At 71.0% G+C, this 23,527-nt stretch carries 23 protein-coding genes; 9 read left to right on the top strand and 14 right to left on the bottom strand.

Annotated features, from left to right (window positions below; genetic code table 11):
* Window positions 1-6 precede the first annotated feature (6 nt).
* From AAFF41_RS14125 to AAFF41_RS14135, 3 genes are all read left to right on the top strand, one after another.
* Window positions 7-702, top strand: a complete 696-nt coding sequence (locus AAFF41_RS14125; RefSeq protein ID WP_319748251.1) for a DUF2293 domain-containing protein — start codon at window positions 7-9, stop codon at window positions 700-702.
* 216 nt (window positions 703-918) lie between these two features.
* Window positions 919-1,398 carry an anthrone oxygenase family protein gene (locus tag AAFF41_RS14130; RefSeq protein ID WP_343324030.1) on the top strand — a complete coding sequence of 160 codons (480 nt, stop codon included), beginning with the start codon at window positions 919-921 and terminating at the stop codon, window positions 1,396-1,398.
* Window positions 1,399-1,554: 156 nt separating this feature from the next.
* On the top strand, window positions 1,555-3,042 hold the full coding sequence (locus AAFF41_RS14135) for a glutamate synthase subunit beta (RefSeq protein WP_319748253.1): 1,488 nt from the start codon (window positions 1,555-1,557) through the stop codon (window positions 3,040-3,042).
* 49 nt (window positions 3,043-3,091) lie between these two features.
* Here the strand turns inward: AAFF41_RS14135 and AAFF41_RS14140 are convergent, their stop codons facing one another.
* Window positions 3,092-3,631: a carboxymuconolactone decarboxylase family protein gene (locus AAFF41_RS14140; RefSeq protein ID WP_425526124.1), complete on the bottom strand. Its 540-nt coding sequence runs from the start codon at window positions 3,629-3,631 to the stop codon at window positions 3,092-3,094.
* 47 nt (window positions 3,632-3,678) lie between these two features.
* Between AAFF41_RS14140 and pdxR the strand changes: the two genes are divergently transcribed.
* Window positions 3,679-5,091 (top strand): MocR-like pyridoxine biosynthesis transcription factor PdxR, encoded by a 1,413-nt coding sequence (gene pdxR / locus AAFF41_RS14145; protein ID WP_343324031.1) that lies wholly within the window; start codon window positions 3,679-3,681, stop codon window positions 5,089-5,091.
* A gap of 176 nt (window positions 5,092-5,267) precedes the next feature.
* On the opposite strand, the gene AAFF41_RS14150 is transcribed toward pdxR, so the two are convergent.
* Both AAFF41_RS14150 and AAFF41_RS14155 read right to left on the bottom strand, forming a co-directional pair.
* Window positions 5,268-5,546 (bottom strand): DUF397 domain-containing protein, encoded by a 279-nt coding sequence (locus AAFF41_RS14150; RefSeq protein WP_054235958.1) that lies wholly within the window; start codon window positions 5,544-5,546, stop codon window positions 5,268-5,270.
* Window positions 5,547-6,407: a helix-turn-helix domain-containing protein gene (locus tag AAFF41_RS14155; protein WP_319748255.1), complete on the bottom strand. Its 861-nt coding sequence runs from the start codon at window positions 6,405-6,407 to the stop codon at window positions 5,547-5,549.
* Window positions 6,408-6,687: 280 nt separating this feature from the next.
* On the opposite strand from AAFF41_RS14155, the gene AAFF41_RS14160 reads away from it, so the two are divergent.
* The 3 genes from AAFF41_RS14160 (at window position 6,688) to AAFF41_RS14170 (ending at window position 10,007) form a co-directional block, all read left to right on the top strand.
* The gene (locus AAFF41_RS14160) at window positions 6,688-7,431 is read left to right on the top strand and encodes an ATP-binding protein (RefSeq protein WP_388411601.1); all 744 of its coding nucleotides are present in this window, start codon (window positions 6,688-6,690) and stop codon (window positions 7,429-7,431) included.
* Window positions 7,428-7,874 carry a hypothetical protein gene (locus AAFF41_RS14165; protein WP_343324032.1) on the top strand — a complete coding sequence of 149 codons (447 nt, stop codon included), beginning with the start codon at window positions 7,428-7,430 and terminating at the stop codon, window positions 7,872-7,874. Before AAFF41_RS14160 ends, AAFF41_RS14165 begins: the two co-directional genes overlap by 4 nt.
* A gap of 126 nt (window positions 7,875-8,000) precedes the next feature.
* Window positions 8,001-10,007 carry an ABC transporter ATP-binding protein gene (locus AAFF41_RS14170; protein ID WP_319748258.1) on the top strand — a complete coding sequence of 669 codons (2,007 nt, stop codon included), beginning with the start codon at window positions 8,001-8,003 and terminating at the stop codon, window positions 10,005-10,007.
* A gap of 12 nt (window positions 10,008-10,019) precedes the next feature.
* Here the strand turns inward: AAFF41_RS14170 and AAFF41_RS14175 are convergent, their stop codons facing one another.
* The 6 genes from AAFF41_RS14175 to AAFF41_RS14200 all read right to left on the bottom strand — a co-directional run bounded on the left by AAFF41_RS14175 (window position 10,020) and on the right by AAFF41_RS14200 (window position 16,700).
* On the bottom strand, window positions 10,020-10,193 hold the full coding sequence (locus AAFF41_RS14175; protein WP_095855250.1) for a hypothetical protein: 174 nt from the start codon (window positions 10,191-10,193) through the stop codon (window positions 10,020-10,022).
* A gap of 187 nt (window positions 10,194-10,380) precedes the next feature.
* Complete coding sequence (locus AAFF41_RS14180) at window positions 10,381-11,070, bottom strand: DUF899 domain-containing protein (protein ID WP_319748259.1); 690 nt, start codon at window positions 11,068-11,070, stop codon at window positions 10,381-10,383.
* Window positions 11,071-11,157: 87 nt separating this feature from the next.
* Window positions 11,158-12,546: an amidohydrolase gene (locus AAFF41_RS14185; protein WP_343324033.1), complete on the bottom strand. Its 1,389-nt coding sequence runs from the start codon at window positions 12,544-12,546 to the stop codon at window positions 11,158-11,160.
* 34 nt (window positions 12,547-12,580) lie between these two features.
* On the bottom strand, window positions 12,581-14,458 hold the full coding sequence (locus AAFF41_RS14190) for an FUSC family protein (RefSeq protein ID WP_343324034.1): 1,878 nt from the start codon (window positions 14,456-14,458) through the stop codon (window positions 12,581-12,583).
* Window positions 14,459-15,054: 596 nt separating this feature from the next.
* A complete protein-coding gene (locus AAFF41_RS14195; RefSeq protein WP_319748262.1) occupies window positions 15,055-15,786 on the bottom strand; it encodes a DUF7873 family protein in 732 nt (243 codons plus the stop codon).
* Window positions 15,787-15,827: 41 nt separating this feature from the next.
* Entirely contained in the window at window positions 15,828-16,700 is an 873-nt protein-coding gene (locus AAFF41_RS14200) for a nucleotidyltransferase domain-containing protein (protein WP_319748263.1), read from the bottom strand.
* 184 nt (window positions 16,701-16,884) lie between these two features.
* Between AAFF41_RS14200 and AAFF41_RS14205 the strand changes: the two genes are divergently transcribed.
* Complete coding sequence (locus AAFF41_RS14205; protein ID WP_343324035.1) at window positions 16,885-17,301, top strand: RidA family protein; 417 nt, start codon at window positions 16,885-16,887, stop codon at window positions 17,299-17,301.
* Between the two features lie 13 nt (window positions 17,302-17,314).
* Here the strand turns inward: AAFF41_RS14205 and AAFF41_RS14210 are convergent, their stop codons facing one another.
* The gene (locus AAFF41_RS14210) at window positions 17,315-18,031 is read right to left on the bottom strand and encodes an aspartate/glutamate racemase family protein (RefSeq protein WP_319748265.1); all 717 of its coding nucleotides are present in this window, start codon (window positions 18,029-18,031) and stop codon (window positions 17,315-17,317) included.
* Window positions 18,032-18,036: 5 nt separating this feature from the next.
* Window positions 18,037-19,512: an NCS1 family nucleobase:cation symporter-1 gene (locus AAFF41_RS14215; protein WP_319748266.1), complete on the bottom strand. Its 1,476-nt coding sequence runs from the start codon at window positions 19,510-19,512 to the stop codon at window positions 18,037-18,039.
* Between the two features lie 194 nt (window positions 19,513-19,706).
* Between AAFF41_RS14215 and AAFF41_RS14220 the strand changes: the two genes are divergently transcribed.
* Window positions 19,707-20,390 carry a GntR family transcriptional regulator gene (locus tag AAFF41_RS14220; RefSeq protein WP_319748267.1) on the top strand — a complete coding sequence of 228 codons (684 nt, stop codon included), beginning with the start codon at window positions 19,707-19,709 and terminating at the stop codon, window positions 20,388-20,390.
* Here AAFF41_RS14220 and pip read toward each other — a convergent pair.
* Genes pip through nicT form a run of 3 tightly spaced genes read right to left on the bottom strand, consistent with a single transcriptional unit; the run spans window position 20,336 to window position 23,325 of the window.
* Entirely contained in the window at window positions 20,336-21,358 is a 1,023-nt protein-coding gene (gene pip, locus AAFF41_RS14225; protein WP_343324036.1) for a prolyl aminopeptidase, read from the bottom strand. The genes AAFF41_RS14220 and pip overlap by 55 nt on opposite strands.
* A gap of 9 nt (window positions 21,359-21,367) precedes the next feature.
* Window positions 21,368-22,198: a uracil-DNA glycosylase gene (locus AAFF41_RS14230; protein ID WP_388411618.1), complete on the bottom strand. Its 831-nt coding sequence runs from the start codon at window positions 22,196-22,198 to the stop codon at window positions 21,368-21,370.
* 53 nt (window positions 22,199-22,251) lie between these two features.
* Window positions 22,252-23,325 (bottom strand): Nickel transporter NicT, encoded by a 1,074-nt coding sequence (nicT, locus tag AAFF41_RS14235; protein WP_319748374.1) that lies wholly within the window; start codon window positions 23,323-23,325, stop codon window positions 22,252-22,254.
* Between the last annotated feature and the right edge of the window lie 202 nt (window positions 23,326-23,527).

Raw genomic sequence — 23,527 nt, forward strand, 5'->3', positions numbered from 1 at the left:
CGACCTATGGCACCGATCGCAACTCCCCTGCCCCGTGGCGGACTTCTCGTCATCCAGCCGCTGAAGCAGCGCCGCTGTGTCGAGTGCCGGAGTGGACCGTTGGCGCTGCTGGTGCTGGAGGAGGGGGAGCCACGCTGTCTGGACTGCGCGGACCTGGGACACCTCGTGTTCCTGCCGCGGGGCGACACCGCGCTGACGCGCCGGTCGCGGGAGGGCAGCGCGCTGTCGGCGGTGGTGGTGCGCTTCAACCGGCGGCGGAGCCGGTACGAGCGGCAGGGCGTCCTCGTCGAGGAGGTGGCGCTCGCCCGGGCCGAGGAGCGGTGCCTGGCGGACGCGGAGGCGCGACGGCGGCGGCGGGCGCGGGACGCGCGGCGGCGGGAGACGGAGGACCTGCGCTTCACGGAGGCGTTCGCACGGGAGATACGCGGTCTTTTTCCCGGCTGTCCCGCCGACCGGGCGCACGCGATCGCCGCGCACGCCTCGGTGCGCGGGAGCGGGCGGGTGGGGCGCAGTGCCGCGGGCCGTGCGCTGTCCGAGGCCGCGGTGACGGCTGCGGTCCGTGCCGCCGTACGGCACACGGACACTCCGTACGACCAGTTGCTGATGAGCGGCGTGCCGCGGCACGAGGCGCGCCGGCGGATCGCGGCCGCGGTGGAGGCGCGGCTTGAGGGGTGGCAGGACGAGCGCGCGGCACGCGCGTGACGACGTGCACCCGGCGACGGCATGCCACCCGCGAAGGCACGCCACGCGGCGAAGACGTGCCACCCGTTCTGGACGTTCGCGCATGCCTCCGCGTCCCTCGGCCATGGTCACCGTGACAGTAAGGGATTTCACTTGTGGTGACGGTGGGTGCCGTGCAGGATCTCGGAATCTCAGGGATCTTGGAATTCGGCTTCGGGGAGCTACGCGGGGGTTGTCGTGATCGATGGACCGTATTTCGTGCTGACCGTGCTGGGGGTGCTCGGCTGTGGGCTGGTGGCCGGGGTGTTCTGCGGGTTCTCGACGTTCGTGATGCGGGGGCTCGCCGAGTTGCCGCCCGCGCCGGGCGTGGCGGCGATGAACGCGATCAACGGGGCCGCGGTGCGCCCGGCGTTCATGCTCGTGTTCGTCGGGTCGGCGGGGCTGTGTGCCGTGCTCGCCGTGGTCACCTTCGTGCTGCTGCCCGACGAGGGGACGGTGGAGCTGTTGCTGGGCAGCGCGCTGTATCTGTTCGGGACGTTCGGGGTGACGGTCGTCGCGAACGTCCCGCGCAACGACGCGCTGCTGAAGCTGGCCCCGGGTACGCCGGAGGCCGCTGTGTACTGGCGTTCGTATGTGCGCGAGTGGACGATGTGGAACCACATCCGCACGGTCGCGTCGGCCGCCGCGGCGGTCTCGTACACGCTGGCCCTCACCTGAGGCCGGCGGCACCCGAGAACGGGGCCCGCAGCTGAGCGGCAGGGTACTCGGAGGCGACGTATCGTGGCGGGAAAGGAGTGCCGCCCAGGGCCGTGGCCGAAGGCGTTCGATGGTCGCGCGGCCCCGTACCGGTACGCGTACATGAGGGAGACGGCCATGGCCGATCCCAAGGGATTCATGACCACTCCGCGCGAGGAGTATCCCCGCCGGCCCGTCGAGGAACGGGTGCGGGACTGGAACGAGGTGTACGTCCCCGGTGCGCTCCTGCCGATCATCAGCAGGCAGGCCGACCGCTGTATGGACTGCGGCATCCCGTTCTGCCACGACGCCTGCCCGCTGGGCAATCTGATTCCCGAGTGGAACGACCTCGTCTCGCGCGAGGACTGGCGGGCGGCGAGCGACCGGTTGCACGCGACGAACAACTTTCCCGAGTTCACCGGCCGGCTGTGCCCCGCGCCCTGCGAGGCGGGCTGTGTGCTCGCGATCAACCAGCCCGCGGTGACCATCAAGAACGTCGAGGTCGCCATCGCCGACCGCGCCTGGGCGGACGGATTCACGCCACCGCGTCCACCGGACCGGCTCTCGGGCCGCACGGTCGCGGTGATCGGGTCGGGGCCCGCCGGGCTCGCCGCGGCGCAGCAGCTGACCCGGGCCGGGCACACCGTCGCCGTGTACGAGCGGGCCGACCGGATCGGTGGACTGCTGCGGTACGGGATCCCCGCGTTCAAGATGGAGAAGCGGCATCTGGACCGGCGGCTGGAACAGATGCGGGCGGAGGGCACGAAGTTCCGGACGTCCACGGCGATCGGGCGGGACCTCGGGGCGGCCGAGCTGCGGGCGCGCTACGACGCCGTCGTGCTCGCGGTGGGCGCCACGGCCTGGCGCGAACTGGACGTTCCGGGGCGGGAGTTGACCGGCATCCATCAGGCGATGGAGTATCTGCCGTTGGCCGACCGGGTGTGCGAGGGGGATCTGGAGGTCTCGCCCTTGTCCGCGGCCGGGAAGCACGTCGTCATCGTCGGCGGCGGTGACACGGGTGCCGACTGTCTGGGGACCGCCGTGCGCGAGGGCGCCGCGTCCGTGACCCAGCTCGACATCTATCCGCAGCCGGAGTCCGAGCGCGACGAGGACGTCGAGCCGTGGCCGACCTACCCGAAGATCTACCGGCTCTCGGCCGCGCACGAGGAGGCCCGCGACCTGGAGACGGCGCCCGCCGCAGACGCGGACGCGCGCCTCTTCGCGGCGTCCACGCTCCACTTCACCGGGGACGCGGACGGGCATGTGCGCTCCCTGCACCTGGTCGAGGTCGACGAGCGGCGCCGCCCGGTCCCCGGCTCCGGGCGGACCCTCCCCGCCGACCTCGTGCTGCTCGCTCTCGGCTTCTCGGGGCCCGACCGGCACGACGGGCTGATCGACCAGCTCGGCCTGGTCCTCGACGCGCGCGGCACGATCACCCGCGACACCGACTTCGCGACCAACGTTCCCAAGGTGTATGTCGCCGGGGACGCGGCCCGCGGGCAGTCGCTCATCGTGTGGGCGATCGCCGAGGGGCGGGCGGTGGCGGCCGCCGTGGACCGCGCGCTGGCCGGGACATCGCAGCTGCCGGCGCCGATCGGACCGTACGACCGCCCCATGACCGCGTAGGGCCCCGTCGGTCGGTGCGGGAGCCCCCGGGCCTGCGTTGCCGTGCGGGTCAGCGGCGTTCGTCCGTGCCCGCCACCTTCGCCGTGGCCAGCGCGACCCGGTTCCAGGTGTTGATCGTGAGGATGAGGGCCAGGACGTGGGCCAGTTCCTGATCGTCGAAGTGGGCGGCTGCCTCCGCGTAGACGTCGTCGGGCACGCCCGCGTCGGCGACGCGCGTGACCGCCTCCGTGAGCGCGAGGGCCGCGCGCTCCCTCTCGGTGAAGAAGTGCCGGGCCTCGCGCCACACCGGGACCATGTGCAGACGGTCCTCGCTCTCGCCGGCCTTGCGGGCGTCGTTGGTGTGCATGTGGAGGCAGTACGCGCAGTGGTTGAGGTGGGAGGCGCGGATCTGGATCAGTTCGACGAGGGCCGGGTCGAGCCCGTCGCGGGCCGCCGCGTCGAAGCCGACGAGGGAGCGGAAGACCTTCGGGGCGGACTTCGCGAAGTCGAGGCGAGCGGGAACGGTGGTCGTCGGGTTCATGATGTCCGTCGCGTTCGTCGTGTTCGCGTTCGTAGCGTTCATGTTCGGCGCGTTCGTGTTCGTCGTCATGACCATGAATCTACGGACCCGAAAGACCGGCTGTAGGGTGCATTTTCATGGCGGAATCATGGGTCAATTCTGCGGAGCGGATCGGCGCCGACCTGCATCTGGAGCTGCCGGGGCCGGGCGGGCGGCGGGCCGCGCTGATCCGGGCGCTGCGCGAGGCCGTACGCGAGGGCAGGCTCGCCCCGGGCACTCGGCTGCCGCCGTACCGCTCGCTCGCCGCCGACCTGGGCGTGGCCCGCAACACCGTCGCCGACGCGTACGCCGAACTCGTCGCCGAGGGCTGGTTGACCGCCCGCCAGGGGTCGGGCACCCGCGTCGCCGAGCGCGCCGAACCGCTGGGGGCCGCGGAGCGCGTACCGAAGAAGGCACCTCCACGCGCGCGCGGACCCCGGCACGATCTGCGGCAGGGGACACCTGACGCCTCGTCGTTCCCGCGTGCCGCCTGGCTCGCCTCGTACCGGCGGGCGCTCCAGCAGGCGCCCACCGCGGCCTTCGGTCCCGGCGATCCCGCGGGCCGCGTGGAACTGCGCGAGGCCCTCACCGAGTACCTGGCACGGGCGCGTGGCGTGCGCACCGAGCCGGGGCGGATCGTGATCTGCTCGGGCTTCGCGCACGCCGTGCGGCTGCTCTTCCCGGGCGTGTTGCGCGGGCCGCTGGCTGTCGAGTCGTACGGCCTCGGCTTCCACCGCGAGTTGCTGGCCGCCGCGTCGGTTCGGACCGTGCCGCTGTCGCTGGACGAGGACGGCGCCCAAGTGGGCGAGTTGGGCCGGGAGCGGGCGGTCCTGCTCACGCCGGCGCACCAGTTCCCGACCGGTGGCCCGCTGCACCCGGAGCGGCGGGCTGCCGTCGTCGACTGGGCACGCGCGCGTGGCGGGGTGATTCTGGAGGACGACTACGACGGCGAGTTCCGCTACGACCGCAAGCCCGTCGGCGCCGTGCAGGGACTGGACCCCGAACGGGTCGTCCACATCGGCTCGGTGAGCAAGAGTCTGTCGCCCGCGCTGCGGCTCGGCTGGATGGTCCTGCCGCGCCGGTACGTCGACGCCGTCCTCGCCGTCAAAGGCGAACGGGAGGCGTGGGTGAGCGTCCTGGAGCAGCTGACGCTCGCGGACTTCCTCGCCTCCGGGTCGTACGACCGTCATGTCCGCCGGATGCGGCAGCGGTACCGCGGGCGGCGCGACCGGCTCGTCGCGGCCCTCGCGGAGCGGGCGCCGCACATCGAGGTGACGGGGATCGCGGCCGGGCTGCACGCGGTGCTGCGGTTGCCGCCCGGGACCGAGCGGTCGGCCGTCAAGGCCGCGACCTGGCAGGGTGTCGCGCTCGACGGACTTGCCGGGTTCCGGCATCCGGAGGCGACGATGTCCGCGCCGGACGGGCTGGTGGTGGGCTACGCGACGCCCTCGGAGCATGCGTACGGGGCGGCGTTGGAGGCGTTGTGCGGGGCGCTGCCGCCGGGCCCTTGAGCACCCCTTGGCCGACGCCCCGCCAGGTAGAGCGAAGTTCGCTGTCGTGGTCCTACGGTGTTGTCGTGGACCCACGGCGTTGTCGTGGTCCTATGGTCTCGGTCTCAGTCTCGGTCTTCTATCGCTGCACATAATCAATTCAGCACCAATTTATTCAGCACCAATGTCAAGAGAGTTCAGGAAAGAAGGAAGTCGGCCACCCCTTCCTTGGCACCTTGGATGAACGCGGTCATCTCGCCGGGTGTGTAGATCAGGGCGGGCCCGTCCGGGTCCGCCGACTGACGGACGGCGATACGCCCGTCCGCGAGCTTCATCGCCTCCAGGCAGTTGCCACCGTTTCCGCCGCTCCACGGCTTGTGCCAGCCCTCGCTTCCCAGTTCACGGGCGGGCATCCCGTTGTAGATCGGCTCATTGCAGATCCGCTCATTGCGTATCCGCTGCTTGATGTTGTCCATTCACAACTCCTTGCGGAAATCCCGGAGGATCTCCTTCGTGCGATGTGCCGTGGCGGCCTGAGCCGCCATGCGGTCCATGACCTCGAGGTGGGTCGCCACCTCGGAACGCTCGTCCAGATAGACGGCGCCGGTCAGGTACTCGCTGTAGACCATGTCCGGGAGTTCCGGCATGGCAAAGCGGAAGAGCACGAAGGGCCCGTACGTGCCGGGGTGCGGCCCCGTGGAGAACGGGACGACCTGGAGCGTCACGTTGGGCAGCTTCGTGGCCTCGATCAGCTTGTCGATCTGGGCGCACATCACCTCGGGACCGCCGACGGGCCGGCGCAGGGCCGTCTCGTCCATCACGGCCCAGATCCGGGGCGCGCCTTCACGAGTGAGCAGATTCTGGCGTTGCATGCGCAGCGCCACATGGCGCTCGATGTCCTCGGGTCTGGTCTGGCCGACGGCGCCCGACTTCAGGACCCCACGGGCGTACTCCTCGGTCTGCAGGATTCCGGGCACGAAATGGGGTTCGTACGAACGGATGAGGGTGGCCGCGCCCTCCAGGCTGACGTACATCGAGAACCAGCCCGGCAGGATGTCGTGGAAGCGCTGCCACCAGCCGGGCCGGTTGGCCTCCTCGGCCAGTTGGACGAAGGCCTCGGCCTCCTCGTCCGACACCCCGTACGACTTCAGCAGGAGCTGCAGGTACGGGATTTTGAGGGCGACTTCGGCCATCTCCATCCGGCGGACCGTGGCGGGCGCGACACGCAGGATGCGCGCCGCCTCCTCACGCTTGAGACCCGCGCGTTCGCGCAGGTCCCACAGGCGTCGGCCGAGGACGACCTGGCCGACCGTCGGCGCGGACCGCGGTTCGCTCACGTCCCACCTCCACTGAGTCCCGAACAGGCGCCGTTCCGACGGTCGTATGCCGTGGTGAACGGTCGGGCGCCGTTCTGAACGTTTCTGAACGGGTACTGCGTCCTGACAGACCGGACGGCGCCGCTCGGGGTCCTCCGCGTCTTCTTCGACGATCCCAACTGGCGCCGCTCTGCGTGCTGTTGCCAGCAGTGTGCCACGGCCCTTCGGGGAGTCACACGGCACTCTGCAATTTTCAGAGTGACACTTGCCAAGTGTTCACGGCGGGGAGATAGTGGCAAGCGTGATTCCGTCCGCGCCCTTAGGAACAGACGCCGCCGAGGACCGCTCCGGTCTGCGCGCCGCCGCAGGGGTGCGCCCCGGCGCCGCCGCCGCGCGCCGGTTCCGCTTCGAGCTGGCCGCACACCCGGGTTCCGTGGCTCAGGCCCGGCATCTGACGCGCGCCCGGCTCTCCGGCTGGGCCGTGTCCGACGACACCTGTGACACGGCGGTCCTGGTCGTCTCCGAGCTGGTCACCAACGCCATCGTGCACAGCGCGAGCGCGCGTGTGGTGTGCGAGCTGCACGACAGGGACGACCTGGTGCGGATAGCCGTACGTGACGAGGGATGCGCTCCTGATGAGCCGCACCCCTCGCCGCAGCGCCCCGAGGAGGAACACGGCAGGGGGCTGCTGCTCGTCGCGGCCGTGTGCCGGTCCTGGGGCGCCCAGGACACCGCGCCGGGGCTGCTGGTCTGGGCGGATCTCCCCCGCTCCCCGGCGGCCGACGCCACGGGTGCCGCGGCGGCCCGCTCCGACCTCGGATGGGGCGCGAGGAAGCCACCGGCCGACGGCCGGGGCACCGGGACGGAAGGGTCCTGGGGAACCGAAGCACCCTCGGCCAGGGAAGGTTCCTGGGGACTTGAAACGTCCCCGACGACGGAAGCCTCCTGGCGGGCGGAGGCATCCTGGCGGAGGGAATCCTCCTGGGGTAAGCGGACCATGGGGATCCCCCCGATCGTGCGAAGCCGGGATCGGGGAAGGCTGTGAGGAGTACGTCGGCGACAGGACCCGGTGCTCAGGTCCTGAGCCTGGACACGCTGGTCCGCCTGAAGCGAGAGCAGACGGTGTCCGGCGCGCTGCGACGTCTCCCCGTGCCCGAGGGCATGACGGTACCGCTGGGCTGCGACGCGGTCGCGGTGCCCGCACGGTTCGGACCCCTGCTGATGACGCGGCTGCCCCGGGTGGGCTGTGTGTACACCGACGGGGCGCACTGGTGGTGGCTCGTGCCCTCCGAGTCCGATGTGGCCCTGGACTGGCCCGCGCCCGCGCATTACGCCGCCGGGGCGGTCGTACCGGACACCCCGCATGCCCCCGGCCTCATCCACAAGCCGGCCGGCACCCTGCCGTACACCCCGCCGATCCCCCTCTATCTGGCCCTGTGCCGCGTCACCGGTACGACACCCGTCTGGTCGCGTCCGATCAGCGCGTGATCCTCCCGTCAGGGGGCTGGCGAGTGTGTCCGAAGTGCGCCGGTCGCCACCCGCACTCCGTCATCACCACGAGTGGAGTGCCGCGTTCCTGGGGAGGGCACCGTTCATCCGTTCCCGGGGAGGCCGATGGTGGGAAAATCCACAGGGAAAGCGCGCAAGAAGAAACGCGACGACGACAAACCGGCGCCGTCCGCCTCCGAACACCTGCTCTTCGGCGGCCCCCTGCGCTACGACATGGGCTGGTCGCAGCACTCCGAGGCGTTCCTCGAGTTGAACTTCCGCGCGATGGTGACGCGGCTGCCGTCCCTGCTCGCGTCCAGTTTCCGGCTCGCCTGGACCGCGGACCGGCGCGCCGCCCGGATCGTGGTGTCCGCGGAACTGGCCCGGGGCGCGGCGCAGGCGGTGAGCCTGCTGGCCGTCAACATCGTGCTGGGCCGGCTGATGACGAGCGGCTCCGTCGGGGACCGGCTGCACGGCGCGGTCCCGGCGCTGATCACGGTCGCCGCCGTCATGCTGCTCGGCGCGCTGCTGCGGGCGGCCTCGACGTATGCCACCGGGCGTCTGGAACCCAAGGTGGAACGCGTCGCCACCGAGCTGTACCTGGAGCGGGCCGCGGCCGTCGAACTGTCCGCGATCGAGGACGACGCCTTCCACAAGCTGCTGGACACCGCGCAGTACGGTGCCTCCTCCGCCCGCCGCATGATCGCGATCGCCACCCGCGTGGTGAACGCGATGATCTCGCTCATCGCGGCCGCGGGCGTGCTGACCGTGCTGCATCCCGCCCTGCTGCCGCTGCTCGTGACGATGACCCTGCCGAGTGCCTGGAGTTCCCTGACGATCGCCCGGCGCCGCTACGAGTCCTTCCACACCTGGGTGCAGCACGCCCGTGCCGGGCACCTGATCAGCAGTCTGCTCACCGAGCCCGCCGCGGCCCCGGAGATCCGCGTGCACGGCGTCGGCCCGTTCCTGCTGCGTCACTTCCGCTCGATGTCGGAGACCGCCGAGGCGGAACAGGCTCGCCTGGCCCGTCTCTCCGCCCGCACCGGCCTGGTCGCGGCGGGCTGGACGGGCATCGCCACCGTGGCGACGTACGCGACGCTCGGCGGACTGCTGCTCGCCGGTGCGATGGCACTCTCCGTCGCCGGTACGGCCGTGATCGCGATCCGTACCGGCTCCGCGAGCCTCGACACGCTCGTCCTCGAGGTCAACTCCCTGCATGAGGAAGCCCTGTTCGTGGGCGATCTGCAGCGCCTGTACGTGGAGGCGGCCGAGCGGGCGATCCCGGTGGGTGGCGAGCCGCTCCCCGACGATCCGAGCGAGATCCGCTTCGAGAACGTCACGTTCACCTATCCGGGCGCCTCGACCCGGCCTGCGCTCGCGGACGTCACCCTGCGTCTGCCGCTCGGCAAGATCGTGGCGCTCGTCGGTGAGAACGGCTCGGGCAAGACGACCCTGGTGAAGCTGCTCGCAGGCCTGTACACGCCCGAGCGGGGCCGGATCCTGTGGGACGGCGTCGACGCGGCGAGCGCGGACCGGCAGCAACTCGCCGAACGTATCGCGATGGTGGCGCAGGACTTCAAACGCTGGCCGTTCACGGCCCGCGTCAACGTGGCGGTCGGTCGCGCCTCGGCGCCGCTGACGGAGGAGCGTGTCACCTCGTCGGTGGCGGAGGCCGGGGCCGAGGACGTGGTCGCGGACCTGCCGCGCGGCCTGGACACGCTGCTCGCCCGCGGGTTCAGCGGTGGACACGAGCTGTCGGGCGGGCAGTGGCAGCGGCTGGGCATCGCACGGGCCGCGTACCGCCGTGGTCGCATCCTGATCGTGGACGAGCCGACCGCGGCGCTCGACGCCCGGGCCGAGCTGGAGGTCTTCGACAAGATCAGGGCCCTGGCGGGCAGTGGCCAGACGGTTGTCCTCATCACCCACCGGCTGGCCTCGGTCCGCCACGCCGATCTGGTGCATGTCCTCGAACAGGGTCACCTGGTGGAGTCCGGCAGTCCGGACGAACTGCTGGCGAAGGGCGGTGTCTACGCCGAGCTGTACTCCTTGCAGGCCGAGCAGTTCACGACGAAGGTGCCGACGAAGATTCCTACGAAAGCGCCCAGGAAAGCGCCCGCTCCGAAGGTGGGCTGACCTCGGCCGGCCTCACTCGACGAGTTCCCCGGCGCGCACGATCACCAGGAACGCGTCCGAGGCGAGGTCCATGACGACCTCGGCGGCCTGCCCCTGAAGACGGCACGCCTGCGCGAACTCCTCGGCCGGCCACGAACCGCGCGGCCCACCGGCGGGAAAGCGCTCCAGCACCATTCGCCCGTTCACCCTGCACCTCCATGTAGCGCCGTACTCATGACGCGTACTCATAGAGTTAAACGCCAAAGGCGGGGTGAAGGGCTCGGTCAGTGACGGTACTGAGACATAGTCAACACTCGTTCACTGCTCTGCTGTGAGGGAACTCTCGGCCTGTGCGCGTTTCATTTCGTGACTTTTCCTTTCTCGTTCTTTCCTGTCATTCCTCGTACTCGTCGTGGTATCGGATCCGCTCGCTGCCCGCCGGCGCCCCCAGTGCCGAGGCGCGTCCCCGGGGCATCTCCCACTCCTCCTGCCTGCCGAGTGCCGTGAGATCCAGCAGGGTCGTCGTCGAGCCGAGCCCGTCGAGGCCGCGTTCGTACGTCGAGTAGGTGTGGAAGACCCGGTCGCGGTCCCGCAGGAAGCAGCTCACGCCCGGCCGCTCACAGGGCTCGTCGTCGACCTCGACGGACACCCTGAAGTCGTAGTTGAAGTCGCTGTCGTACGACGAGTACCAGGGGACCGTCCAGCCCATACGGGCCTTGAAGGGCAGGATCTTCGTGTACGGCGCCCGGGACACGGCGGCGAACTCCGTGCCCCGGGCCCGCAGATGGGCGAGGTGGCCGATCTGGTCGAGGAAGGCCGAGCAGCTGCGGCAGCCCGCGTCCCACTCCGGCGCGAACATGAAGTGGTAGACGACGAGTTGGTGGCGCCCCTCGAAGAGGTCGAGCAGGGCCGCCTTGCCGTCACCGCCCTCGAACACGTACTCCTTGTCGATCTCGACCATCGGCAGCCCGCGCCGCTCCGCGTTGAGCGCGTCCCGCGCGCGGGTCGCCGCCTTCTCCTTGATCAGCAGTTCCTCGCGCGCGGCGCGCCACTCCTCGCTCGAGACGATCTGCGGAAGCGTCATGTGCCCCTCCTACGAAACGATGCCTTCGCAGTGGTGACCGGGCGCGGGAGCGGAACTCATCGGCGGAGGGGAGAATTTCTTGGTCGATCAGGTGTCGTAATCCTGAATGCGCCTCCCGTGGCCCCGGTCGACGAGCGTGGGCAGCCGCTCCCCCAACTCCGCGACGGTGGCGGGCAGATCGAGTGTCAGCAGCTCGCGATCGCGCATCAGGACACGTCCGTCGACGATCGTCGTCGTCACGTCCCCGGAGCGGGCGCTGTGGACGAGGGTGGCGGCGAGATCGTGCACGGGCTGGGTGTGCGGGCCGCTGAGGTCGACGAGGACGATGTCGGCCCGCCGCCCCGGCGCGAGGCTGCCGATCCGCTCGCCCAGGCCGACGGCCCGCGCGCTCTGGAGTGTCGCGTGATGCAGGGCTTGACGGGACGTCAGCCATCGTGGGTCACCCTCGGTGGACTTCTGCACGAGTGAGGTGAGCGCCATCGACTCCCACACGTCCAGGGAGTTGTTCGACGCGGCTCCGTCCGTGGCGAGTCCGACGGGGACGCCGATCTCGCGCAGGGCCCGTACCGGGGTCGGGCCCCAGGCGAACTTGAGATAGCCGCGGGGTGCGGTCGCGACGGCCACGGGTCCGCTCGCGGCCGCCAGCACCGGCAGGTCGCGGTCGACGATGCCGGTGCCGTGCGCGATGAGCAGACCGGGTTCGTTGTCGAGGAGCCCGGCGCGCTGGAGGATCTCGATGGGCGTCCGGCCGTACCGGGCCAGGCTGGTGTCGGTCTGGCCGCGGCTCTCGGCCGCGTGCAGGTGCACGGGAAGGCCGTGCTCGCGGGCGAGGGCGGCGGTGGCGGCGAGATCGGCGTCGACCACGGTGTACGGGGCGTGCGGGGCGAGGGCGGTGGTGATGCGGCCGCCTGCGGCACCGCGCTGTCGCAGCGCGAACTCCAGCGACTTCTCGCGGCCTTCGGCGCCCTGCGAGGAGAAGAAGGCCTCGCCGAGGTGCGCGCGCAGCCCGCTCTCGCTCACCACGGCGGCGACCGCGTCCATCGAGAAGTAGTGGTCGGCGAAGCAGGTGACGCCCCCGCGGATCATCTCGGCGCAGGCGAGCCTCGCCCCCAACTCCACGTCCTTCTGCGTGAGGTTGGACTCGATGGGCCAGATGAAGTCGTTGAACCACTCCTCGGCGGGCAGGTCCTCGGCGATCCCGCGCAGGGCGACCATCGGGGTGTGCGTATGGCAGTTGATCAGGCCGGGCATCGCCACCTGGCCGCGCGCGTCGATGCGCAGGGCGGCGTCCGGAAGGCGCGTCTCGCGCGTGACCGCCTCGATGACCCCACCCCGTACGACGATCGAGGCGTCCTCGACGAACGCGATCTCCTCGTGCTCGTCGTGCGCGAGCGCGGTGCATCCGGTGATGAGGAGGTCGGCGGGGCCGGTCGCGGACGGGGTCGTGGCGGACGGGGCCGGGACGGACGGCGTCATGGCGTCACCGTACGACGGGTCGGGCTCCCGGTGCTCAGCCCGCGAGCGGAACGGCGAGCGCCTGCCCCTCCTTCATCACCAGCCCCGCGCGTTCCCGCCCCTCGGCCAGTTCGTCGAGGAGTGCGGTGATGCGTTCGGTGTGCTCGGGGGTGAGCCGTCCGTTGTCGTCGAGCTGCACGGCGCACGCGGTCGTGGTGTCGACGAGGCGTTCGAGGGTGGCCGCGACCTCGTCCGTTCCCTCGGCGTGCCGGGCCAGGGCAGGGAGTTCGGCGGCGGCGAGGTCGATCGAGGCGCGGGCCTCGGCGAGCGCGCGGTAGGCCTCACGGCGCAGGGTCCAGCGGCCGGCCCGGTCGTCGGTCGTGCCGTCGTCCAGTACGTGGGCGAGGTAGACGTGTGCTGCCTCGGCGGCGTGCGTGACGCGGGCCCGTACCCCTCCCCCGCGCTGTCCGAGCGCCGGCAGATGCCCGACGAGCAGCACGATCGCGCAGGCCAGCAGTGTTTCGCCGATCCGGCTCCAGGAGGCCGCCGGTTCCCCGCCCACCATGACGAGGGAGAGCACGAGCACGGTGACGACGGCGGTCTGTGCCGCGAAGTGCCGGGTGGCGACGGGGATCAGGGCGCCGCACAGTGCCACCAGGGCGACCAGCCCGGCGGGGCGCGGGAGCAGCGCCGCGAGGCCGGCGAAGAGGACGGCGCCCAGCACGGTCCCCGCCGCCCGGCAGATCACCCGTGAGGCGAGCGGCCCGAGGTCGGGCTTGACCAGGAAGACGGCGGTCGCGGGGAGCCAGTACCAGTGGGCGTGGCTGCCGTACCAGCGGGCGTGGTGCAGGGCCTGCGCCACGGCCACGCCGGCGCCGAAGCAGAGGGCGACCCGGAGCCCGTACTCGCGTCCTGCGGAACCGAGGACCGTGCGCGCGAGGGACGCGGCGGTACGGCGCCGCGTGTGCAGCGCGCTGTCGTCGCCACCCCGGTCGAAGGTGTCGGCCGCGTGCAGGAGTGCGTCGTCGAGGGCGCGCAGGGCCGGCGCGGAGCGGGCGGGCGCGGGCAGCGGCCCGGTGTGCGTGCTGGTCCGTACGGCGACGGCGAGTCGCCGCGGCCCTTCGACGGCCCTCGCGGGCACCGCCTCGCCCGCCCAGGCGAGCGCGGTGGCGGCCTCGGCGAGCGGGAGCGCGGCGGCGTACTGCGCGTGCAGCCGCCGCTCGGCCGCGGAACTGGCGTACGGCCGCAGCCGGGGCCCGCCGAGCGCGTCCTGGGCGTGGTCGAGCGCTGCGGTGAGGGCCACCCGGCGACCGGGCGCGTCCGGCCCTCCGACCGCTTCCAGCAGCGCGGCGACGGCGTCGTACACACCCCCGACGGCGTCCCGCTCCCCGTCGAAGCGGTAGTCGCCGGCGATGGCCCCGGGTGTGGGCAGCGCGAGCCGCAGGACGAGCAGCCAGCCGGCCCCGCCGACGAAGAAGAGCGCACGCTGCCAGCCGGGCTCGGGCAGCGGCATCCCGGCCCCGATGGCGGCGGCGACGAGCAGTTGCGTACCCGCTCCGCTCGCGACGGGCCCGACGGCGCTGACCGCCCCGGCGACCAGTCCGAGCACGGTGAGGAGAAGGGTGAGCGTCACCGCGCCGACGTGCTGTCCCGCGTACGACCCCACGAGCAGCCCACCGGCTCCCGCGAGCGCCGGCACGCCGAGCCGCCTGACCGCGGCCCTGCGGCTGCCCGGCCGGTCGTTGATCCCGGCGAGCATGGCCCCCAGGGCGGCGACGACACCGACGGACGTACGCCCGCTCAGCACCGCCAGGAGCAGCAGCGGTCCGGCGGCCAGGGCGCCCCGCACGACCGCGCTCCAGGGCACGGGGCCGCGCTGTGCGCGCAGGGCGTGGGCGAGCCAGGGCGGTACGGCGGCGCTGAGGCGGGACACGGGACTCCTGTCGGGCGAGGGCGGGGGCGCCTTCGGGCGACGTCGGCCGGGCGGTGTACTGCCTACGGTAGATCGCGTTGCTGGAGGAAATGGAACGGATGTATTTCCGGAAGGTGACGCATCGCGGGGATGCCGCGTTCTTTATGAACGCAACTACCGGTCGGCCGGGGATGAAACGGAGCGGGTCCGAGGGCGTAGCCGGCCCCGGACCCTTGTGATGCCACCCATGTCACACGCCGGCACGCTTGAGAACCCAGGTCAGTCGTTATGTCGCCGCGTCCTGCCTTTGGACCACCACGCATCGAGCTGCGCGGACTGGACTTGAACCAGCATTTCGGCGTCCCGGGGCCCGGGCCCGGTCGATCCGGCGATCGGCGGCGAATGCTGAGTCTGGAGCAAGAGTCTGAGATTGATCACGGCCTGCCTCTGCCGAGTTGGGCTACCGCGGCGCGTGGGCACTCCGTGGAGTGCCGTGTGGTGCCGCGGGGAGGGTTCGAACCTCCACTGGAACCGTGCATTCACGACAAGCTTCAGGTTCAGCTTGCGCTCCTCGCGCACCCCGGCCGTGGTGCGTGGTGGCCGGGGAGTTCTTGAGGCTACCCGAACAGGTAGCCGAACACGGAGTCCCCGACGCGCTGGTCGACGACGTCCACGCCGTTCGCCTCTTCCCGGGCGAACTTGACGGCCTGCTGCAACCTCTCGACCCGGTCGAGCAGTTCGTTCACGCGTCGCGCGGGCAGGGCGCCGGAGAACTTCACGGTCGTCCAGTACCCGACGGGAATGTCCTCGTAGTAGACCTCGACCTGGGCGGGATGCTTCTCGGTGGCCTCGGCCTTGACGTGGTTGCGCGGCACCTTCTTGGTCCGCAGCGTCCTGACGGGCTCGGTCTTCCACGCGTCCGTCGACGGGTCCTGCACCCACGACTCGGAGGCGTCGAGAACGGGCAGCTTCCGTACGAAGGTGTTGAGATCGGTGAGCTGCTTCTCGAGGAAGAGCAGATACGACACGGGCACGTCGGCGACGAGGACCCGCCCGTCCACCTTCACATCCGCCCGGGCCGTGCAGTTCGCCCAGTCCTTGGTGGCGGTCACGTCGAACAGCCGGGTGAGCGTCCCCGCGGTCTCCCGCAGCACGTCCTCGGCCTGCACCTGCACCCGCGTCGACTCGGGCGGCAGCTGCTCACCCTCCTCGTCCTTCGGCTGATAGGTCCGCGAGATGCCGGCCAGCAATGCGGGCTTCTGCAGCCCGTGATGAGCGGCCGTCAGGTCCTGATGGGACTTGGACTTGATGCCCTTCTCCACTGCGATGATCTGATTGAGTTTCGCCACGTCGATGACGGTAGCAGTGGCGGCGGGGGCTTTTCGAAGGGTTATTCGACCCCGCATTCCCCCTCCCGGTCGACCCCGGCGTCCAGGATCTCCTCGGCCCGGATGCCCCCGTCGTCCGCGACCTCCTCGGCCCGGACGACCGCCGCGTCCAAGACCACCTCCGCCCGCCCGAGCATGTGCACCAGCCCTTCGGGCTCTCCCACCCCACCGCGCACGATCTCGTCGATCCCTCTCAACCCGGCCCGCTCGAGCAGCCGCTTCTCGTTCGTCACCCACTCCCCACGCGCCGCCAGCACCGCGTGACCGGTCTGCAGGGCGGCGGTCGCCAGCGCTCCCGCGGCCTCTGTGAGACGACCGGCGGGTGCGTGGTTGGCCTTGGCGTAGGCGAGGGTGGCGCGGGCCGTGCCGTGCCAGTGGGCGGAGGCGGAGATGCGGAGTTTCGCCGGGTAGGCGGCGGGTCGGGGCAGGTCGCCGCGCAGGACACGGTTGACGGCGAGCTCGGCGACGAGGAGGTAGCTGGGGATTCCGGCGAGATGGAAGAGAAGCGGCTCCACGTGGAACCGCCCCAGCTCCGCCCTCCCCGACTCCCGCTCCACCACGTCGAGATCGCGGTAGTGAACGTCGACACGACGGCTTTCGACGGTCAGCCAGGCACCGCCGTTGAACACGCCCCCGCCCCAGCCGCCGATCTCCGAGACCTCACCCTGCCAGCCGACGGCCCGCAGGTCGTCGGGGTCGAAGGCGCCCCGGTAGTAGATCGCCAGGTCCCAGTCACTGTCGGGACCGTGGGTGCCCTGCGCACGGGAGCCACCGAGGGCGACGGCCCGGACGGCGGGGAGGGCGGCCAGGCGGTCGGTGACGTGGGCGAGGAACTTCTCGTCGTCGATGTGCGGCGGCCGGGTCGGTGCGGGCATGAGCTGAGGATGCGGTCGGGTGACGGAGCTGTCGAGCCAATATCCGCCAGGGGGCGGACCGTCCCCCTCGTGAGCGAAGTGGCTTCGCTCGGGGACGAGCCGGAGCTAAATCGCATGCGCCCGCCCTCCGTCCGCCCACACCATAGGAAGGTTGCCCGTCCAGTCGAGGATTCCCGGAGTTCCCGTGCCCGCTCGTGTCACCGTCCCCAGTCTCTTCCCGCCTCCCGGCTACGCTCACGTGTCGGTCGTCGAGGCGGGTGCGCGGCTCGCCTTTCTTGCCGGGGCCGTGCCGCTGGACGCGGCGGGGAACGTCGTCGGTGTGGGGGATCACGTGCGGCAGGCCGAGCAGGTGATCGCCAATCTCGGCGAGCAACTCCGTGCGGTGGGCAGTGGCTTCGCGCATGTGGTGGCGACCGATGTGTACGTCGTCAGCGGTGAGCCGAGGGTGCTGTCCGACGTGTGGGGTGTCGTCGAGGCGTCCGGGCTCAGCACGGGACCCCACTCGTCGACGCTGCTCGGCGTGGCCTGCCTCGGGTACACGGGGCAGTTGGTGGAGATCACGGCGACGGCGGTCGTGCCCGAGTCCGAGTCCGAGTCCTAGGCCTGGGCCACATTCACCCTCGGCCGGCGCCCCACACCCTCCGCTTCGGCAGCGGTCGCGCATAGCTGCCCACCCGGCTCGTCCTGAGGCCCAGGGAGACCAGGGCCTCCGCGAGTTTCACCGCGGCGGCGACGCCGTCGACGACCGGGAGGTCCAGTTTCTCCCCGACCGCCCGTTGCAGGCCCGTCATACCGGCGCAGCCGAGGACGAGGACCTCGGCGCCGGCCTCCCGGGCCCGCTCCGCCGCGGTCACGAATGCCTCCTGCGTTCGCTGGACGTCGCCGAGGTCGAGGACGCCGAGGCCGGTGCCGACGACCGCGGCGCAGTTCTGGGCCACTCCGGCGGCGTACAGGCTGTCCTCGATCTGACCGCGTGAGCGCTCCAGGGTGGTGACGACTCCGTAGCGGCGGCCGAGCAGGCAGGCGAGGTGGGCGGCGGCCTCGGTGATGTCGACGACGGGCACGTCCACGAGTTCGCGCGCGCCCTCGCGTCCGTGTTCGCCGAAACCCGCCATGACCACGGCGTCGCAGGGACCCTCGTAGGTGCGCAGGGTGTCGAGGACGGCCGCCGCGGAGAGGTAGCTGTCGAGCCAGCCCTCGGCGGACTCGGGTCCCCAGGCGGGGGTGAGGCCGGTCACGGTGGTGCCCGGGCCTGCGGCGGCCCGGGCACCTCGCACGATCTCCTCGGTCATCTCCTGCGTGGTGTTGCAGTTGGTGACGACGATGTGCACGCCGCTCAGACCTCCACGGGCTCGGTGACGGTGGTCTCGTCGGCGGCGCGTTCGGTGCGGCAGAGGGTCATGTACAGGCCTGCGGCCAGCGCGGTTCCGATGAACCAGGAGTACGGGGCCACGTCGCTGAACGCCTTCACCAGGGCCAGCACCGCGGCGACCGCCGCCGAGGGCAGGAACGCCCACAGGGCCTTGGGGTTGACGCCCTTGCGGTAGGAGTACGGCGATCCGGGCCGGGCGTCGAAGAGCTGGTCGACGTCGATCCGGCCGCGCTTCACCCAGTAGTAGTCGATCATGATGACGCCGAACAGCGGGCCCAGGAAGGCGCCGAGGCCGCCGAGGAAATAGTTGACGACCGTGGGGTTGGAGAAGAGGTTCCAGGGGGTCACGACCAGTGCGGCGACCGTGCTGATCATGCCGCCGATCCTGAAGGTGATCTTCTGCGGCCAGACGTTCGCCAGGTCGTACGCGGGTGAGACGAAGTTGGCGACGATGTTGACGCCCATGGTGGCGATGGCGAAGGTCAGGGCTCCGAGGACCAGGACCCAGGTGTTGCCGACCTTGGCGACCAGCAGCGCGGGGTCGGTGATGGCCTCGCCGAACGCCTCGATGGAACCGGCCGTGACGATGACGGACACGATGACGAAGGCCGTGGAGTTGATCGGCAGGCCCCAGAAGTTGCCGCGCCTGACCGTCTTGTAGCTCGGGGCGAAGCGCGAGAAGTCGCAGAAGTTGAGCATCAGCGTGCCGTAGGTGGCCAGGATCAGGCCGACCGCGCCGAACCACTGGCGCCACTGTTCGCCCACCGAGACCGGGTGCGGGGTCGAGGTGAGCGAGATGCTCCAGCCGGCCTTGGCGAGGACCCAGACGGCCAGCGCGATCATGACGAGCCAGATGGCCGGGCCGCAGAAGTCCTGGAACTTGCGGACCGACTCCATGCCCCGGCTGATGATCATCGCCTGGATCAGCCAGAGGGAGACGAAGGACGTCCAGCCGAGCGCGTCCAGTCCGAGGAAGGAGTGGTGGGTCCACGACTCCAGGCCGGGCCAGGCGGCGAGCAGCATGACGTTCACGGCGACGGAGGCCAGGTAGGTCTGGATCCCGTACCACATGATGGCGATGACGGCCCTGATCAGCGCCGGGATATTGGCGCCCCAGACGCCGAAGCTGATGCGGCTGACGACGGGGAAGGGCACGCCGGTGCGCTGGCCGATCCGGCCCATCAGGTTCATGCCGGCGTAGATGATCACGAAGCCGACGAGCAGCGAGGTGAAGATCTGCCAGACGTTCATGCCGAGGACCAGCAGGCCGGCGGCGAAGGTGTAGTTGCCGAGGTTGTGGACGTCGGACATCCACATGGCGAAGAGGTCGAAGACCTTCCAGTTGCGCTTCTCCGCGGGTGCGAGGTCTTCGTTGGTGAGGCGGGGGTCGGGGACGAACGCTGGGGTGCCGGTGGCTTCGGCACGGTCGGCGAGGGACACGGGGCCTCCATGGGCGAGGGGACGGAGGACAGCGGTTCGCGTGGGGGGCGGCGGCTGTGGCGCGTGCGAGACGGCCCTGCGGAGCGTGTTTGGTATACCAAACTGCCGTCATGGTCTCGCCGTCAAGCGTTCTGACCGATGTCCGAGCGGTTACGGCTCCGTAAAACACCCCCGGAGTCGGCGAAGATGGCCCCATGACGAAGATCGAACCCCTGGGCGCGGAACGGGAACCCCTGGGCGCGGTCCGTGAACGCGTCCTGGCCGCGCTGCGGCAGGAGATCATCGCGGGGCGACTGCGCCCCGGGGACCGTCTCGTCGAGCGCGAGCTGGCGGAGCGGTTCGGGGTCTCACGGGTTCCCGTGCGCGAGGCGATCCGCGCGCTCGTGGCGGAGGGGTTCGTGCACTTCGAGACACCGCGCCGCACGGTCGTACGCCGGCTCACCCCGACGGACGTGGCCGAACTCTTCGAGCTGCGCGAGGCGCTGGAGGTCTACGCGGCCGGGCTCGCGGCGGCACGGGCGACACCGCGGGATCTCGCCGAGCTGGCGGACCTGCTGGACCGTGCGGCGACGGCGACCCGCGCCGACGACGCGGAGGCGATCACCGACATCAACACCCGCTTCCACGACCGCATCCTGGCCATGGCGGGCAACAGCCTGCTGATCTCCGTCATGGAGCCGGTCGACGGCCGCCTGCGCTGGCTCACCCGCCAGAACGAGGAGTGGCCCCAACTCCTCACCGAACACCATGAGTTGTACGAATCCATCGCCTCCGGCGACCCGGAGCGCGCCCGGGCGCACGCCCTCGCCCACGTCCAGGCCAACTACCGGTCGACGGTGCGGCATCTCTTCGGCGAGTCAGAGACTCCCCGAGCCTGAAGTCGCTGGCGCAGGGCGTACTTGTCCGTCGCCGCCACCAACGCGTCCACCACACCCCTCGCCCCCATGGTGTGCCCCACGTCGTCCACGACGATCAACTCGCTGTCGGGCCAGCGGTGGTGGAGCCGCCACACCGTGCCCAGCAGGTTCCCGAAGTCGAGACTGCCCTGGACGAGGGTGCCGGGGATCCCCTTCAGCAGGGACACGTCGCGGATCACGACGCCTTCGTCGTTTCCTTCCCCCAGGAAGTGGTCGTTGCCGAAGTAGTGCGTGACCGTCCGCGCGAAGCCCATGCGGAACTCCGGGTCCTCATAGCGCTTCTCCGACCGCGGCGGCGCCGGAACGATCGCCGTCTCCCAGTCGGTCCAGGCCCGCGCCGCCCGCGCCCGCACCTCGGGGTGGGGCGATTCGAGCAGCCGGCTGTACGCGGCGGCGAGGTTCCCGTCCCGCTCCCCCTCGGGCAGTTCGGCGAGGAACCGCTCGAAGGCCTCGGGGAAGAACCGTCCAAGCCCCCTGGTCAGCAGGGCCACTTCGGCGTTCGAGCCGGTGCCCACCGCGGCCAGCACCAGCTCGGAGACGACGTCCGGGTGCGTCTGCGCATACCGCAGCCCCAGCACCGAACCCCACGACACGCCCCACACCAGCCACCGCCGGATGCCCAAGTGCCGTCGCAGCAGCTCCAGGTCGCCGATCAGATGCGCCGTCGTGTTGACGGCCATGTCCGTCCCGTAAGCGGCGGCGTGCGGCGTGGAGCGTCCGCAGCCACGCTGGTCGAGCAGCACGATCCGATACTTGGCGGGGTCGCAGGAGCGCCGGAACCAAGGGCCGCAGCCGGACCCCGGACCGCCGTGCAGCATGACGGCGGGCTTGCCGTCGGGGTTTCCGCAGACCTCCCAGTACACGCGGTTGCCGTCGCCGACGTCGAGCATGCCGTGGTCGTACGGTTCGATCTCCGGATACAGGCCCATCGGGCGAGGTTAAACCTCGTACGGTCGCGTCGTCAGCCCCGCCGCCCCGGCCGCCGCGCGCAGCACGTCCCGCAGCATGGCGGGCGTCAGCCGTCCGGTGAACGTGTTCCGCTGGCTGACGTGGAAGCATCCGAACAGCTCGACGGATCCCGCCGCCGACCCGTCCTGCGCCCCCAGCGAAACCCTCGCCCCGTGCGCGAACACCGGCCTGGGCCGGGGCACCGTCCATCCCGCCGCGGCGAAGGCGGGCAGCGCGGCCTGCCAGCCGAAGGCTCCCAGCACGACCACCGACCGGAGCGTGGGCCGCAGCAGTTCCAACTCCCGTACGAGCCAGGGGCGGCAGGTGTCCCGTTCGCCAGGTGTCGGCTTGTTGGCGGGCGGCGCGCAGTGCACGGGCGAGGTGACGCGTACGCCGTACAGCTCCAGTCCGTCGTCCGCGCTCACCGAGGTCCCGCGCGAGGCGAGCCCCACGTCGTGCAGCGCCGCGTAGAGCACGTCCCCGGAGCGGTCCCCCGTGAACATCCGCCCGGTCCGGTTCCCGCCGTGGGCGGCGGGTGCGAGCCCGACGACGAGCAGCGAGGCGTCGGCCGGTCCGTAGCCGGGAACGGGGCGGCCCCAGTACGTCTGGTCGGCGAAGGCGGCACGTCTGGTGCGGGCGACCTCCTCGCGCCACGCGACCAGCCGCGGACACGCCCGGCACCCGGCGATCCGGGCGTCCAGATCAGTCAGTGCGTCCAGGCCGTCCAGATCGGCCAGGGGGTCCAGATCACCCACTGCGCCCAGGCCGTCCAGGCCGCCGACGATGTCGGGATCGCTCCTGCCTGCCGGGCTGCTGTCCATGCCCCCACCGTACGACCCGCCGCCCCGCCCCTCCCCCACCCGGTCCCGGTGGGTCACTCGGTGGGCTGTTCGGCGGGACGCAGCCCGGCGGTCCACTTCTCCTCGATCCGGCCGAACTTCCACACCGCCACGGCGACGAGCCAGGTCACGAAGAACAGTCCGACGATGACGAAGCCGAGCACGTTCAGGTCCAGACCCGCGACCCAGTCCCAGAAGACTCCGTGCAGAGCGAGCTTCTCGGCGAGCAGCCCCAGCAGTTCCACGGTGCCGATGATCAGCGCGACGGCGACGGACAGACCCGTGATGGTGAGGTTGTAGAAGACCTTGCGGACCGGCTTGGAGAACGCCCAGCCGTAGGCGAAGTTCATGAAGGACCCGTCGATGGTGTCCAGCAGCGACATGCCCGCGGCGAACAGTACCGGCAGACACAGGATCGCGTACCAGGGCAGGCCGGAGGCGGCGCCGGAACCGGCGAGGACCAGCAGGGCGATCTCCGTGGCGGTGTCGAAACCGAGGCCGAAGAGCATGCCGAGCGGGTACATCTGCCAGGGCTTGCTGATCGACTTCATCAGCCGGCCCAGGAGGCGGTTCATCAGCCCGCGGTTGTTGAGCTGCTCCTCCAGCGCCGCCTCGTCGAAGTGCCCGGTGCGCATCCGCCGGAACACCTTCCAGATCCCGACGAGGATGAGGAGGTTGATCCCGGCGATGAGGTAGAGGAAGACCCCGGAGACGGTCGTGCCGATCATGCCGGTGACGCTGTGCAGCTGGGAGTTGTCGTCCCGGACGGGTCCGGCCAGCGCCTTGACGCCCAGCGACAGCAGGAGGGCCAGGGCGAAGACGATGCTGGAGTGCCCGAGCGAGAACCAGAAGCCGACGGAGAGCGGGCGCTTGCCCTCGCCCATCAGCTTGCGGGTGGTGTTGTCGATGGCGGCGATGTGGTCGGCGTCGAAGGCGTGCCGCATACCCAGGGTGTAGGCGGTGACACCGATCCCGATGCCGAAGCTCTTGGTGCCGAGGCTGTAGTGCTCCGGCGCCACGATCACCACCAGGATGAACCAGCCGATGACGTGCAGTGCGAGGACGAAGGCCGCCATGCCGCCGAGCCGGGCCCACTCCCTGCGGGTCATCGAGGTGCGGATCCGCTGCCAACGCGAACCCGCCGGGGCGGCGGGCTGCGGGGAGGTGGGAGCGGGGACGGTGACCATACGTGCCTGTCCTTACTTCCTACTGCGAGACCTTCTACTGCGAGGCTCCGACTGCGAGACCGACTGCGAGCTTCCCGCTACCGGCGCGAGCGCCGAAGCAACTCTCCGGCACAGTTGTCGCAGC

Origin of the sequence: Streptomyces mirabilis (genome assembly GCF_039503195.1) — a bacterium.
GTDB classification, from domain to species: domain Bacteria; phylum Actinomycetota; class Actinomycetes; order Streptomycetales; family Streptomycetaceae; genus Streptomyces; species Streptomyces mirabilis_D.